The sequence below is a fragment of the Streptomyces sp. TN58 genome (assembly GCF_001941845.1).
Taxonomy (GTDB): Bacteria; Actinomycetota; Actinomycetes; order Streptomycetales; family Streptomycetaceae; genus Streptomyces.
In genome coordinates this window covers 1,260,891-1,274,290 of sequence record NZ_CP018870.1, presented here as the reverse complement: position 1 = coordinate 1,274,290, position 13,400 = coordinate 1,260,891, and the positions used below count along the sequence as shown (strand labels likewise).

General features: G+C 71.6%; 14 protein-coding genes and 1 pseudogene. 8 read left to right on the top strand and 7 right to left on the bottom strand.

All coding sequences use genetic code 11. The annotated features are described in order from the left end of the window. Nucleotides 1-15: 15 nt before the first annotated feature. The 3 genes and pseudogenes from BSL84_RS05755 to BSL84_RS05745 all read right to left on the bottom strand — a co-directional run bounded on the left by BSL84_RS05755 (nt 16) and on the right by BSL84_RS05745 (nt 1,618). Entirely contained in the window at nt 16-222 is a 207-nt protein-coding gene (locus tag BSL84_RS05755) for a hypothetical protein (RefSeq protein ID WP_045323700.1), read from the bottom strand. Nucleotides 223-474: 252 nt separating this feature from the next. Next, nucleotides 475-543, bottom strand: a pseudogene (locus BSL84_RS37745) (zinc finger domain-containing protein); the annotation flags it as partial. Nucleotides 544-709: 166 nt separating this feature from the next. Next, nucleotides 710-1,618 carry a LysR family transcriptional regulator gene (locus tag BSL84_RS05745; protein ID WP_075969953.1) on the bottom strand — a complete coding sequence of 303 codons (909 nt, stop codon included), beginning with the start codon at nt 1,616-1,618 and terminating at the stop codon, nt 710-712. A gap of 70 nt (nt 1,619-1,688) precedes the next feature. Here BSL84_RS05745 and BSL84_RS05740 point away from each other — a divergent pair, with 70 nt between their 5' ends. Next, nucleotides 1,689-2,627, top strand: coding sequence for an NAD-dependent epimerase/dehydratase family protein (locus BSL84_RS05740; protein WP_075969952.1), 939 nt, complete (start codon nt 1,689-1,691; stop codon nt 2,625-2,627). Nucleotides 2,628-2,641: 14 nt separating this feature from the next. After that, nucleotides 2,642-3,526, top strand: coding sequence for an aldo/keto reductase (locus BSL84_RS05735; protein ID WP_075969951.1), 885 nt, complete (start codon nt 2,642-2,644; stop codon nt 3,524-3,526). A 2-nt stretch (nt 3,527-3,528) separates the two neighbouring features. Here the strand turns inward: BSL84_RS05735 and BSL84_RS37440 are convergent, their stop codons facing one another. Both BSL84_RS37440 and BSL84_RS37590 read right to left on the bottom strand, forming a co-directional pair. Further along, nucleotides 3,529-3,801 (bottom strand): Tn3 family transposase, encoded by a 273-nt coding sequence (locus tag BSL84_RS37440; protein WP_267894036.1) that lies wholly within the window; start codon nt 3,799-3,801, stop codon nt 3,529-3,531. Between the two features lie 50 nt (nt 3,802-3,851). Next, the gene (locus BSL84_RS37590; RefSeq protein ID WP_199838705.1) at nt 3,852-4,388 is read right to left on the bottom strand and encodes a Tn3 family transposase; all 537 of its coding nucleotides are present in this window, start codon (nt 4,386-4,388) and stop codon (nt 3,852-3,854) included. Between the two features lie 1,047 nt (nt 4,389-5,435). On the opposite strand from BSL84_RS37590, the gene BSL84_RS05725 reads away from it, so the two are divergent. Next, nucleotides 5,436-6,569, top strand: a complete 1,134-nt coding sequence (locus BSL84_RS05725) for a hypothetical protein (RefSeq protein WP_030030907.1) — start codon at nt 5,436-5,438, stop codon at nt 6,567-6,569. 81 nt (nt 6,570-6,650) lie between these two features. Next, nucleotides 6,651-7,748 carry a phosphotransferase family protein gene (locus BSL84_RS05720; RefSeq protein ID WP_075969950.1) on the top strand — a complete coding sequence of 366 codons (1,098 nt, stop codon included), beginning with the start codon at nt 6,651-6,653 and terminating at the stop codon, nt 7,746-7,748. Between the two features lie 59 nt (nt 7,749-7,807). On the opposite strand, the gene BSL84_RS05715 is transcribed toward BSL84_RS05720, so the two are convergent. Beyond that, a complete protein-coding gene (locus BSL84_RS05715; protein WP_030030905.1) occupies nt 7,808-8,278 on the bottom strand; it encodes a hypothetical protein in 471 nt (156 codons plus the stop codon). 216 nt (nt 8,279-8,494) lie between these two features. Between BSL84_RS05715 and BSL84_RS05710 the strand changes: the two genes are divergently transcribed. The 4 genes from BSL84_RS05710 (at nt 8,495) to fxsA (ending at nt 12,620) form a co-directional block, all read left to right on the top strand. Continuing rightward, nucleotides 8,495-8,935, top strand: a complete 441-nt coding sequence (locus BSL84_RS05710) for an Lrp/AsnC family transcriptional regulator (protein ID WP_030030904.1) — start codon at nt 8,495-8,497, stop codon at nt 8,933-8,935. A gap of 69 nt (nt 8,936-9,004) precedes the next feature. Continuing rightward, on the top strand, nt 9,005-10,633 hold the full coding sequence (locus BSL84_RS05705; RefSeq protein WP_045323187.1) for an amidohydrolase: 1,629 nt from the start codon (nt 9,005-9,007) through the stop codon (nt 10,631-10,633). A 364-nt stretch (nt 10,634-10,997) separates the two neighbouring features. Next, nucleotides 10,998-11,783: a polyprenol monophosphomannose synthase gene (locus BSL84_RS05700; RefSeq protein WP_030037286.1), complete on the top strand. Its 786-nt coding sequence runs from the start codon at nt 10,998-11,000 to the stop codon at nt 11,781-11,783. A 270-nt stretch (nt 11,784-12,053) separates the two neighbouring features. Further along, nucleotides 12,054-12,620, top strand: coding sequence for an FxsA family membrane protein (gene fxsA, locus BSL84_RS05695; RefSeq protein ID WP_107484891.1), 567 nt, complete (start codon nt 12,054-12,056; stop codon nt 12,618-12,620). A 97-nt stretch (nt 12,621-12,717) separates the two neighbouring features. Here fxsA and BSL84_RS05690 read toward each other — a convergent pair whose 3' ends face one another. After that, the gene (locus tag BSL84_RS05690; protein ID WP_007262928.1) at nt 12,718-13,092 is read right to left on the bottom strand and encodes an RNA polymerase-binding protein RbpA; all 375 of its coding nucleotides are present in this window, start codon (nt 13,090-13,092) and stop codon (nt 12,718-12,720) included. Nucleotides 13,093-13,400 lie beyond the last annotated feature (308 nt).

Genomic DNA, 13,400 nt, shown 5'->3' with positions numbered 1-13,400 from the left:
CCGCCGCGGGGTGGGTCAGTACAGCCCGCTGCCGGTGGAGGGCCAGACCGGGGAGGACGTGAGCCGGGACCACTCGGGGTCCCGGCGCCCGGGCAGCGTCCGCCCCGCGTCCGCCCACCGGGCCAGCAGGTCCCGGTAGATCGGCGGATCGGGCGCCGTCTGCTCGCGTGCGGGCTCGCGCTGAAGCGGTCGCTGAACCGATTCTCCGAAATGCGGCGGCATCGGACGGCGCCTTCGGCCCGTTGAAGACTGAAGAGTGCTCATGCACGGCCAACGCGGGATCGAAGCCACGGGTAATCGCCCGACGGCTACGCGTATCCGTTCGAGGGGTCCCCAGGGCCGGGACCCCCTCGCGCGGCGCTGGACGCCGGCTTCGGGGGCGGGATGCGTCGGGCCGGCGGCGGACGGCGCGGCGGGGGTTGGCACGCTGAGGGCCTTGGCGAGTTGAGGCACGAGGCGGAAGCGCGCGGTGTGGTACTGGATGGCCACCTTGCTCTTGCCGGTCCGGCACGGGGAGCCTGCGGGGGCAGCACAGGTGGGCATCGGGCAGTCGTGCGATTCCACGCGCCTGAAGTCGTCACTCACGACCGCCTTTTGCAACGACTCATGAAACATGATCGGTGCAGGTGGCCGGGCGGACGGCGGGGTGTTTCACGAGCGAACACCTATGAAACATCGACCCGTCGGCGCTCGCTGGGTCTGCGGAGGATCAAAGCCCGTTGTGCTGCATTGCCTGCTCGCGAAGGGCACGGATGAGCGTCCTGACGTGAGGCCGGGCACGGCCGCCGATCGTGGCGACGCCGATGTGCCGGATCGGGCCTGGCGGCTTGATCGGGACGGCGCTCAAGCCGGGGACCTCGGGGGTGAGCGCGACGGAGGGAATCAAGGAGATTCCCATGCCTGCCGCGACGAGGGAGCGGGCGAAGAAGTAGTCGGTGGTAGTCCCGCGGATTTCCGGATCGAAGCCGGCGTGCTCGGCGTAGCGGCGCAGGTATGCCTCGGTCTTCAGGCAGCCGAGCACCCAGGGATCTGCGGCCAGTTCGGCGAGGTCGAGGGCGTCGTGGTTGGCGAGTCGGTGCCCTGGCGGTAGGACGACGTGAAGGGCGTCTTCCAGGAGCGGCGTCCACTCCAGGCTGGGGCTGAGGGCCGGACCGAAGGGGAGCGGGCCGTCGAAGTGGTAGGCGAGGGCGAGGTCCACGGCGCCTTGACGGACGAGTGGAAGGGTGTCCTCGGGTTCGCCCTCCCTGACGTGGAGCGCGGTGCGGGGATGGGCTGCCATGAACTGGGTGAGGGCGGCGGGCAGCAGGAGCCTGCCGCCGCTGGTGAAGGTGGCGATGGTGAGCTGGGTGCGGCCAGTGCTGAGCTCGGCGATCTGCTTTTGTGCATGTTCGAGCTCCGCGGCGACGGATTCGGCGGCGCCGACCATGATCTGGCCGGCCTGTGTGAGGGTGACGCCTCGGGTGCTGCGCGCGACGACCTGGGCACCGAGGCTGCGTTCCAGGGCAGCCACCTGCTGGGAGACGGCCGAGGGGGTGAGGCGGAGAGCCGCAGCCGCCCGGTTGAAGCTGCCGTGCTCCGCCACCGTCCGCAGGACGCGGAGTCGCTGCACATCAATCAACAGTTTTCCTTAATGTGCATCCAGTAAGTCAGGACTTCTGCTGATGACGATAGGTCTCCAGGATGGCGGCATGCAAAAGATCTGCGTCATCGGCGGAAGCCGGTACTTCGGAAAGCTTCTGGTAGAGCGCCTACGGGCGGCGGGCCACCAGGTCACCTTGATCAACCGCGGCTCCACTCCGCCGCCTGCCGGCGTCGATCACCTGGTCGTCGACCGCCACGACGAGGCAGCCCTGACGGCCGCGTTCGACGACCGCACCTTCGATGTCGTGGTGGACCAGGTCTGCTACACCCCGGTGCAGGCCGCCATCGCCGCCCGCGCCTTTGCCGGCCGCACCCGGCGCTACGTCATGACCTCCACGATCGAGGTCTACGACCCCGCCACCGCCGCGCTGCCGGCCGTGCCCGCGGGGACGCCCGTGTCGGAGGAGACCGTGGACCCGGCCACCTGGCAGGTGGCCATGGACCTGCCCTGGCACGACGACGCCTACCTGGAGGCGCACTACGCCGAGGGCAAGCGGCAGGCCGAGGCCGTCTTCGCCCACTCCGGCCTCTTCGCCTTCGCCGCTGTCCGCAGCGCCCATGTGCTCGGCGGTGGCGCGCAGGAGTTCACCGGCAGGCTGGCGCACTATGCCGGGCGCATCACCCAGGGCGAAGAGATCACTGTGCACGTGAAGGCGCTGCCCACGGTCTTCATCCACTACGAGGAGCTGGTGGACCTGCTGCTGTGGGCGACCACAGCCGACTTCACCGGCCCGTTCAACGCCTGCTCCGACGGCCCGCTCGATGTACACGAACTCGCGGAGATCGTCGCCACGCAGGCCGACCGGGAGCCCGTCTACCGGACCGTCCCGGCGGGCGAGGAGGCTTCGCCGTTCTCCTTCGACCGCCACTACGCCATGAGCAACGCCCGCGCGAAGGCGCTGGGCTTCTCCTTCTCCCGCACCACCGACTGGCTGCCCGGCGCCGTCGCCGAAGCCCTCGCCATATCCGCCGTTCCCACCGCGTAAGGAACAAGGCCACCATGCAGTACCGCACCCTCGCCCACACCACCGTCAGCGCCATCGGCCTGGGCGCCATGCCGCTGTCCATCGAGCACCGCCCGGACGAGACGCGGGCCATCGCCACCATCCACGCCGCCCTCGACGCCGGCGTCACCCTTGTCGACACCGCCGACAGCTACCACTGGCACGCCGGCGAGGCGGGCCACAACGAGCTGCTGATCGCCCGCGCCCTGGCCCGCTACGGCGGCGACACCTCCCATGTCCTGGTGGCCACCAAGGGCGGCCGCGGCCGCCCCGGCGACGGCAGCTGGACCGTCACCGCCACCCCCGCGCACCTCAAGCAAGCCGCCGAAGCCTCCGCCAAGCGCCTGGGCGTCGACGCGATCGGCCTCTACCAGCTGCACAAGCCGGACCCGGCCGTGCCCTGGGCGGAATCCGTCGGCGCACTGCGCGAGCTTCTCGACGCCGGCACCATCCGCGCCGCCGGCATCTCCAACGTCACCACCGCCCAGATCCGCCAGGCACATCAGATCCTCGGCGACGGGCTCGTCTCCGTACAGAACCAGTACTCGCCCGCCGTCCGCGACAGCGAGCCCGAGCTGCGGCTGAGTGAACAGCTGGGGCTCGCCTTCCTGCCCTGGAGTCCACTCGGCGGAATCTCCCGCAGTTCCCTCGACGGCCCCTCCGGCCCCACCTCCATCGGCACCGCCTTCCACCGCATCGCCGACGAACGCGGCGTCAGCCCACAGCAGATCGCCCTGGCCTGGCTGCTCGCCCGTTCCCCGGCAGTGATCCCGGTACCGGGAGCCAGCCGCCCGGCCTCCATCACCGACTCCGCCAGGGCCATGGAACTCACGCTGAACACGCAGGAACTCGTGGAACTTGAGGACGTTCTGCCGGTCTGAGGTCACGGGTCGATTGCCGACCTTGACCGCATCCGGTTGTGCGCTGCGGCCCGCCACTGCCCGGGCACCATTACCGAGGAGCCCAGGTCGAGGCACTTGTCCATGTCCAGACGGAAGGTGCCGTACGGGTTGACGTTCGACCAGAACAAGGCGGTCAGGCCGCGCCGGTCCTCCTCCGTCAGCTTCTTCGCCCACGCGGGTTCGGCGAGGATCTGCTGGACCAGCGGGGTGTCGACGTGCACGAGCGCGGACTGCGGCAGGTGCAGGGCGAGCATGGAGGTCTCGGCGTGCTCCTTGTCCGGGCCGGTCAGGGCGCCGTCCTTGCCTAGTGGAGCACGGTGTTCGCGCTGTTCCAGTTCTCCACGACCTGCAGTCCGCCGTGGATCTCGCGGCGCAGACCGGGGCTGGCGAGGTAGTCGCAGGCAAAGATCGTGTGTACGGCGCGGCCGAGTTCTTCGAGCGCGGCGTAGGTGGGGTGCTTGGGTCCGCCGCAGGTGAAACGCCGCAGCACCTGCTCGGCCTCCGCGGTCCCCAGCCGGAGCGCGGTGGCATACTCACCAACTGGTCGTACTGCTGCTCGATCAGCTCCCATCGGATGGGGCGGGTCAGCGAGGCGCCGAGCACGGGCCAGCCGGGAGGGGTGTCGTCCGGGCGGTACAGGCGGCTGCTGCCGATGCTCTTCAGCCTCGGCAGCGGCCGGAAGCTCGGTGAAGGCGAAGCCGACCACGCTGGCGGTGAAGCCCGTCAGGAAGTCGGCGTTCTTCAGCACATCCAGGAGGTCCAGGACGCCCCAGCCGCGTACGACCTCCTCCTTGAGGGCCGCCAGGCCGGTGGGCTCGGCCAGCGGCTCCAGCTTCGGCACGGTGATCCAGGGCTCGCCCTTACGGCACGCGCAGCGATGTGGGCCCGCCGCCGTCTGCCCGCATCTCGGTCACGCGTCCGCGGTGAGTTTGGGCTTGGGTGCAACCGCAGAAAGCTTTCCGCGCTCCTCTTGGACGGCATCCGGCCCCTGGGTGAGGTGGAAAAGCGTCGGCTGACGGCTGGAGCGATGCCAATCCATGTCTGGGTGAAGGTGTGCGCCGCGAAGCTTCAGTTCGCCCCGATAGCCCCGTCTGTACTCACGGATGGGTTCTCGCCGTGGTCTTGATGGGGATTGAGTTCGGCTGAGCCGAGGAATCGCCTTCCCGGCCCTCGATTTCGCCCCTCCCAGCCCCGAACAAGGGGCGGGCGCGGTCGTCGAGGAGCGTGTAGCGATTGGTGGCGGCCTATGTCCAGCCCGAGAGGCTTGCGGACGCCTGATCGGGGAGCGCGTAGCGATCTGGGGCGGCTTGTGACCAGCCCAAGAGACGGGGGGACGCCGTCCTTCAGGAGCGCGTAGCGATTTGGGGCGCTCCTGGATCCGGGTGCGCGGCGCCGACCTGCCCGAGGGGTGTCTTGATGGCCGGCCCGTTCCTCTGGGGGCTTCCCGGCAGTCTTTCGGATTTCCGTGGCGGGGCGGTCGGTCAATGGTGGAGCGCAGCGACATCGCGAAGCGACGCGACCGGAGGGAGCGCCATTGAGGGACCGGCCCGACGCGGAGAGACGATTGGACTGACGGGAAACCCCCAGGACATATCAATCCCGCCCGCGCGTCTCCCGCCGCCGAAGCCACCCCGCGCCTCTCACCTCAGCCCCGCCCTGGCGGGCCCGCCCCCCGAAGCCCCCGCCCCCCGAAGCCCCCGCCCCCCGAAGCCCACGCCACTGCGTGCCGCTCTGGCAGGGCGTGCCGGAAGGGTGGTCCGTACGGCACTTTCTGACGTACCGTCATATCCACCGCTCGCCGCCCCAAGCTCGCCGCCCCAAGTCCGCCGCCCCCAAGTCCGCCGCCCCAAGTCCGCCGCCCCCAAGCCCGCCGCCCCGGAGGTCCGCCATGGCCGTAGACCGGCCCGTCGCACTCGACGAGTACCCCATCCACCAGGCTCCCCTGTCGATGAAGCACCTCGTCAGCGGCGACCGGAACGCCTACGACCGGTGCATCTTCCACGTCTTCGACCACGCAGGGCGTGCGGTCCTGATCCTCGGCCTGGGCGTCTACCCGAACGCCGGTGTCATCGACGCCTACGCCACCCTCCGCATCGGCGACGAAATCCTCGCGGTCCGGGCCTCCGACGCTCTCACCGACGACCGGATGAACCTCTCGGTCGGCCCTCTCTCCATCGTCGTCGACGTGCCGCTCAAGCAGCTCACGCTGCGCTGCGCCCCCGACTCCGGCGACCCGCACGGGCTCTCGTACGACATCACCTGGACCGCGGAGTTCCCCGCGGTGTGGGAGCCCCACCACATCCAGCGGCGCGGTGACCGCCTCATGCTGGAAGGGCGCCGCTTCGTCCAGGCCGGTGGCGTCACCGGCACGATCCGTGCCAAGGGCGAGGAGTTCACCCTGACGGCGGGGGAGTGGACGGGTACGCGGGACCGGAGTTGGGGCGTACGGCCGATCCCCGGAGAGGAAGGCGGCCGGGCGGCCGAGGAGCACCGCCCCGAGGGCTTCCACTGGCTCTGGATCCCGGTCCGGTTCGCCGACCGCTTCGTCATGGTCGTCGCCCAGGAGGACGCCGACGGCCACCGCACGCTGAACGAGGCCGTGCAGGTCTTCCCCGAGCACAGCGGTCGCGCGGACGTCCAACTCGGCTGGCCGCACACCGAGATCCGCTACCGCCCCGGCAGCCGGCACCCCGAGAGCGCCGTCGTCCACCTCACCGACCCGTCCCGCAAACCCCTCGAACTGGGCGTGGAGATACTGAACTCCTCCCCCCTCGCCGTCGGCGCCGGCTACCCGCCCGCCGGCGACTGGCAGCACGGCACCTGGCAGGGCCGCGGCTGGAGCGACCGGCGCGTCTACGACCTCTCCCACCCCGCCGCCCACCCCATGGCCGCCTTCGGGGTCACCGACCACTCGGCCCGCTTCACGTTCGACGGGCAGACCGGGCACGGCATCTTCGAGCACGGCAGCTTCGGCCGCCACGACCCGAGCGGGTTCGCCGACCACTCCTCCGTCGCCCCGTAACGCCCCGCAGGCCCGTCCCCGCAGGCCCGTCCCCGCAGAGCAGTTCCCCAGGCAGGTCCAGGTCCGAGCGAAGGGGTATCCATGGCAACCGCACCACGTCCGCGCACCTCCACCCGAGAGCCCGAAGAACTCGGCCGCCGCCTGGCCGCATGGCTCCACACCAGGCAACGGCTGCCCGGGGCGAAGGTCGCCAACGTCCGCGTCCCCGGCTCGAACGGGATGTCCAGCGAGACCCTGCTCTTCGACATAGAGCACCCGGACACCCCGATGCGCGCCTGCGCGCTGCGGCTCGCCGCCGACCCGGCGGCCTACACCGTCTTCCCTACGTACGACATGCCGCGCCAGCACCGCGTGATGCGCCTGGTCGCCGAGAACACGGACCTGCCCGTGCCGCGCGTGCAGTGGCTGGAGGAGGACCCCGGGCCGCTGGGGGCGCCGTTCTTCGTGATGGCCCGCGCGGAGGGCCGGGTCCCGCCCGACGTCATGCCGTACACCTACGAGGGCAACTGGCTGCACGCGGCGACGGACGCCGAGCGCGCCGCGCTGCAGGAAGCGAGCATCTCGCTGCTGGCCCGGCTGCACGACCAGTTCCCCGCCAGGAAGGCCGAGTTCCTTCTGCCCGCAGGGGAAGGCAGCCCGCTGCGCCGGCACGTGGACGCCCAACGCGCCTACTACGCCTGGGTGGTGGACGGGCTCGCGCCGTCCCCGCTGATCGAGCGGGCCTTCGCCCGCCTGGAGGAGCTGTGGCCGGCCGACGAGGGCCCCGCCGTCCTGAACTGGGGCGACGCCCGCATCGGCAACGTCGTCTACGACGGCTTCACACCGGTGGCGGTCCTGGACTGGGAGATGGCGGCGTACGCCCCGCGCGAGGTGGACCTCGGCTGGAGCGTCTACCTGCACCGGTTCTTCCAGGACCTCACCGTGAGTTTCGGCCAGCCCGGGCTTCCGCACTTCCTGCGCCGCGACGACCTGGAGCGCCGCTACGCCGAGCTGACCGGCCACGTCCCCCGTGACATGGAGTTCCACACCCTCTACGCCGCTCTGCGGCACGCGATCGTGATGCTGCGCATCGCCTATCGGCAGGCCCACTTCGGAGAGGTCGACGTCCCGGCGGATCCGGACGGCCTGATCCTGCACCACGCCGGCCTCGCCGCCATGGTGCAGGGAACGTACTGGTAGGGAACGCACCGGCAGGGGAGCGGGCGAGGGACCGGCCCCGCCTCGGGCGGTTCCGGTGCTCAGGCCGCCTGGGCGTGCTGCTGGCGCGTCTGCGCCGGCGGCTGCGGCAGGACCGGGCGTACGACGCGGATCGGGCGCGAGCCCGGCCCGCCGACGTGCGAGAACGGCTGCGTACGCCAGTCCAGGCCCTGGGGCAGGGCGGACAGGGCGACGGTGTCGAGCTCCTGCGCTTCGGCCGGCTGGGGCGTGCCGACGGTGGCGAGGGCGTCGGTGGCGGGCCGGCCCGTGCCGGCGCACACGGTGAGCCCGAAGGGGTTCCAGGGGGTCAGGCAGAGAGCGTGCTGCGGCAGGTACTCCTCGTCCGCGACGAGGGCGATCGACTGGCCGCAGTCGGGGCAGATCGCGTGGTGGATCTCGAACCCCCCGTTGTCGTCGGGGTATTCGCCGTCCTCGGGGTAGGCGTCGTCCCCGGGATCGAGCTGTTCGAGAGGCTCCGGTTCGGTGCGACCGGCGCGCTGGGTGTTCGGCATGGATGTACTCCCCCTTGGGTGGGCCGGGCGGGCTGGTGCTACGGCCTCGGCCACAGCAACCAATTCCCGCCGCGCGTCACGCGTAATCACAAGAGACCGGCCTCCCCCGGCATACCCCTGTGGCCTTGGTCACATGCCTGGCGCAGATGCCTCCAGTGGGCGGACAGCACTGGGCCTGGAGTGCCTTTGGCCGTAAGTTGAGCGGCTATGAGCGCAATGGAGGAGCTGGACCGCCAGATCGTGGATCTGCTCGTGCGGGACGGGCGGATGAGCTACACGGATCTGGGCAAGGCCACGGGACTGTCCACGTCGGCGGTCCATCAGCGGGTACGCCGTCTGGAGCAGCGCGGAGTGATCCGCGGCTACGCGGCCGTGGTCGACCCGGAGGCCGTCGGCCTGCCGCTGACCGCATTCATCTCGGTCAAGCCCTTCGACCCGAGCGCCCCGGACGACATCGCCGACCGGCTGGCCGGAGTACCCGAGATCGAGGCCTGCCACAGCGTCGCGGGCGACGAGAACTACATCCTGAAGGTCCGCGTCGCCACCCCCCTGGAGCTGGAGGACCTGCTGGGCCGGCTGCGCGCCCTCGCCCATGTGGCGACCCGGACGACCGTGGTCCTGTCCACCCCCTACGAGGCGCGCCCGCCCCGCGTGTGATCGCGAAGGGGGAGCCCTGTGGGCACCCGGCGGTCATCAGGGGTGCGGCGACGCGGGACACTGGTCGGCATGACTGACCGCACCGCCCACTCCGCCGAAGCCGCCGGAGCACCGACCAGGACCGTCCTCCTCCGCGGGGGCGAGGTACACAGCCCCGCCGACCCCTTCGCCACGGCGATGGTCGTCGAACGCGGGCACATCGCCTGGGTCGGCTCCGAAGGCGCGGCCGACGCCTTCGCGCAGGGCGTCGACGAGGTCGTCGATCTCGGCGGCGCGCTCGTCACGCCCGCCTTCACCGACGCCCACGTCCACACGACCTCCGCGGGTCTGGCCCTGACCGGGCTGGACCTCACCGGAGCGGCGTCGCTGGCCGCCGCGCTGGAGCTGGTCCGGGCGTACGCCGCGAGCCGGCCCGGCGACCGGGTGCTGCTCGGGCACGGCTGGGACGCCGCCCGCTGGCCCGAGCGCCGCGCCCCGCGCCGCGCCGAGCTCGACGAGGCCGCCGGCGGCCGTCCTCTCTACCTCAGCCGCGTCGACGTCCACTCGGCCGTGGTCACCACCGCTCTGCTCGACCTGGTGCCCGGGGTGCGCCCCGACGGGGACCGGCCGCTGACCGCCGACGACCACCACGCCGTACGGCGGGCCGCGCTCGCCGCGGTCACCCCCGCCCAGCGCGCCGAGGCGCAGCGGGCCGCGCTGGACCGGGCGGCCTCCCTCGGTATCGGTTCCGTGCACGAGTGCGGCGGGCCCGACATCTCCTCCGCGGAGGACTTCACGGGTCTGCTCGCCCTGGCGGCGGAGCGCCCCGGGCCGCGGGTGTTCGGGTACTGGGCCGACCGGGACCTTGAGCTGGCCAGGGAGCTGGGGGCCGTCGGGGCCGCGGGCGACCTGTTCGTGGACGGCGCCCTGGGCTCGCACACCGCCTGCCTGCACGCCCCGTACGCCGACGCCTCGCACACGGGTACGGAGTACCTGGACGCGGTGGCCGTCGCCGAGCACGTGACGGCCTGCACCGAGGACGGGCTCCAGGCGGGCTTCCACGCCATCGGCGACGCGGCGATCACCGCGGTGGTCGAGGGGGTCCGGGCGGCCGCCGAGAAGGTCGGTCTGGCCCGGGTCCGCGCGGCCCGGCACCGTGTCGAGCACGCCGAGATGATGACTCCGGCCGCCATCGCCGCCTTCGCGGAGCTGGGGCTGACCGCCTCGGTGCAGCCCGCGTTCGACGCGGCGTGGGGTGGGGAGGACGGGATGTACGCCGACCGGCTCGGGGCCGAACGCGCCCGTACCCTCAACCCGTACGCGGCGATGCTGAGGGCGGGGGTGCCGCTGGCCTTCGGTTCGGACGCGCCGGTGACTCCGCTCGACCCGTGGGGCACCGTCCGTGCGGCCGCCTTCCACCGGACCGCGGAGCACCGGGTGTCGGTGCGGGCCGCGTTCACCGCCCACACCCGGGGCGGGTGGCGGGCGCTGGGCCGCGACGACGCGGGGGTCCTCGTCCCTGGCGCCCCGGCCGACTACGCGGTCTGGCAGACCGGTGAACTGGTCGTCCAGGCACCGGACGACCGGGTGGCCCGCTGGTCCACCGATCCCCGCTCGGGCACGCCCGGACTGCCCGATCTGACGCCCGGCACCGAGCTGCCGGTGTGCCTCGCCACCGTCGTCGGCGGGCGGGAGGTATTCGTACGCCCACAGGGGTGATCCGGTCGGCCTCGGTTCGGTGCGGGCGCTCGGACCCGGATAGGTTCGGCCGGGTCCACCACAGGACGTCGTGCCGGACGGATCCGTCTGCTCAGCGCGCCCGCGCCTCGGGGGCGAGGGAAGGTTTCGCCGGGCGGCGGGTGGCCCCGGGTCGGGGTCCGGCGGTCCAGTAGACAACGGTCGGGGCGGCCCGCAGCCAGCGGGAGTCCGATCGGCCCGAAGGACCGCGGGCCCCGATCGCCCGGCCGGGTCCCGCCGGGGAGGCCCACCGGTACCGCACCGCCGGGGCGGGTCGCGGCCGATGTTCTAGAGTCATCCTGCGACCAGATGTACAGGACGTGCAGAGAGCACAAAAGGGGACTCAGTGAGCGACGGCGGACAGCGGACCTTCGGGCCGCTCGGTACAGCCTTGGTGATCATTCCGACCTACAACGAGGCGGAGAACATCGGGCTGATCGTCGGCCGTGTCCGGGCGGCCGTGCCCGAGGCCCACATCCTGGTCGCCGACGACAACAGCCCCGACGGCACCGGCAAGCTCGCCGACGAGCTCGCGGCCGGCGACGACCACGTCCACGTCCTGCACCGCAAGGGCAAGGAGGGGCTGGGCGCCGCCTACCTGGCGGGCTTCGTGTGGGGTCTTCAGGAGGGTTACGGCGTCATCGTCGAGATGGACGCCGACGGCTCGCACCAGCCCGAGGAGCTGCCCCGTCTGCTGACCGCGCTGGCCGGTGCCGACCTGGTCCTGGGCTCCCGCTGGGTGCCGGGCGGCCGTGTCGTCAACTGGCCCAAGACGCGGGAGTTCCTCTCGCGCGGCGGGTCCACGTACTCCCGGCTGATGCTCGACGTCCCGATCCGGGACGTGACCGGCGGCTACCGTGCCTTCCGGCGCGAGACGCTGGAGGGCCTGGGCCTGGAGGAGGTGGCCTCCGCGGGGTACTGCTTCCAGGTCGACCTGGCCCGGCGGGCCGTGCGGAAGGGTTTCCGCGTGGTGGAGGTCCCCATCACGTTCGTCGAGCGTGAGTTCGGCGACAGCAAGATGAGCAAGGACATCGTCGTGGAGGCCCTGTGGCGGGTCACCCAGTGGGGCCTCAAGACCCAGGCGGCCAAGCTCCTCGGCAAGGACACCGGCAAGCGGGGCGGCGCGGCCTGAGCGCGCCCGGACAGCCAGCCCTTGGGGCCTGTATCGAGTTGCCCCGCGGCGTCGCGACGCCCGGCACGCACCCTCGGCGCACGAGCCGAATGCCCTGGTAGCTCCGCTACGAGGATATTCGTCCCGCACACCGAGGGCACGCACCGAACGCCGCTCCTTGCTCCACGGGCAACTCGATAGAGGCCCTAGGGGCCGTCCCGTACCTCCGGCTGAGGACACTTTTATCCGGCCCCAGGCACACTGGGTGTCATGACGACCGGCACTGGATCCCTGCGAACGGGCACCCCGACGGCTACCCGTCGGCGCTCGCCCGCCCGAACCTTCCTCCCCCTGGCCATCGCCGCCTGGCTGATCCTGGAGATCTGGCTGCTCGGCACGGTCGCCGACGCGGCCGGCGGGCTGGCCGTGGCCGCGCTGATCGCCGGCGGCCTGGTGCTGGGCGCGGTGGTCATCAAGCGCGCCGGGCGCCGCGCCTTCAAGAACCTGACGGACACCTTCCAGCAGGCGCAGCAGGGCGTGACGCCCACCCCGCAGCAGCCGGGCCAGGGCAACGGCCTGACCATGCTGGCCGGGCTCCTCCTGATGCTGCCGGGCCTGCTCTCCGACGTGGCCGGCCTGCTCCTGCTGCTGCCGCCCGTCCGGGCCCTGGTCGGCCGTAGGGTGTCCCGCTCCCTGGAGCGGAAGATGGCCTCCGCCGGCGGCTTCGGCGACGCCTTCCAGCAGGCCCGTATCCACCGCCCCGACGGCAAGGTCGTCCAGGGCGAGGTCATCCGGGAGGACCGTCCCGGACCGCAGTCCGGCCCGGACACCGCGTATCGCCCGCCCCTGGCGCCGTAGGCGGCGGCGCGGGTCGCGCAGAGCCGCGGGGAGCATGCCGAGGGGCCCCGCCACACGATGTGTGGCGGGGCCCCTCGGCTGTGCGTTCGTCCGGCTGTCAGGCGGACTTGCGGCTGTCCCGCGGATGCACGGCAATGTTCATGGCGCCGGAGCGCAGGACCGCCAGCCTCTCGGCCAGCACTTCCTCCAGCTCCTCGCGAGTGCGTCGCTCCATGAGCATGTCCCAGTGCGTTCGCGCAGGCTTGCCCTTCTTCTCTTCGGGCCCGTCCCCGTCAACCAGGAGTGCCATGGCGCCGCACGCCTTGCACTCCCACTCCGGCGGAATCTCTGCCTCAACCGAGAACGGCATCTCAAATCGATGTCCGTTCTGGCATGCGTACTCCACCGCCTGGCGCGGGGCCAGATCGATGCCGCGGTCCGTCTCGTAGCTGGTAACCACGAGGCGCGTACCGCGGAGAGCTCGCTCACTCATGAATCGTGCCTCCCGGGCTTGTCGCCCACAGGACAGGTGTCGCTGTCGTCGTCATCCGGTCAACGTCCGGTCGGCGGTATAGATTCCCGCTCCGGGTGATGCGTCGCCCGTCGTACCGCCCCTTGTTGTACCCACCAGTGCCCGTTTTGTCACATCTGGCAGCAGATGTCACCCAACGTCTAGACTTCTTTAGCGCGCAGTAACGGTCCGCCTGGCAGGCCAAAGGCGTACACTACCGGCCCTTCGCCGCAACGTCTAAATCCGTTCGGAATTCGTTCGTGGATCCGGACCGGAAGCGGGTGTGCACC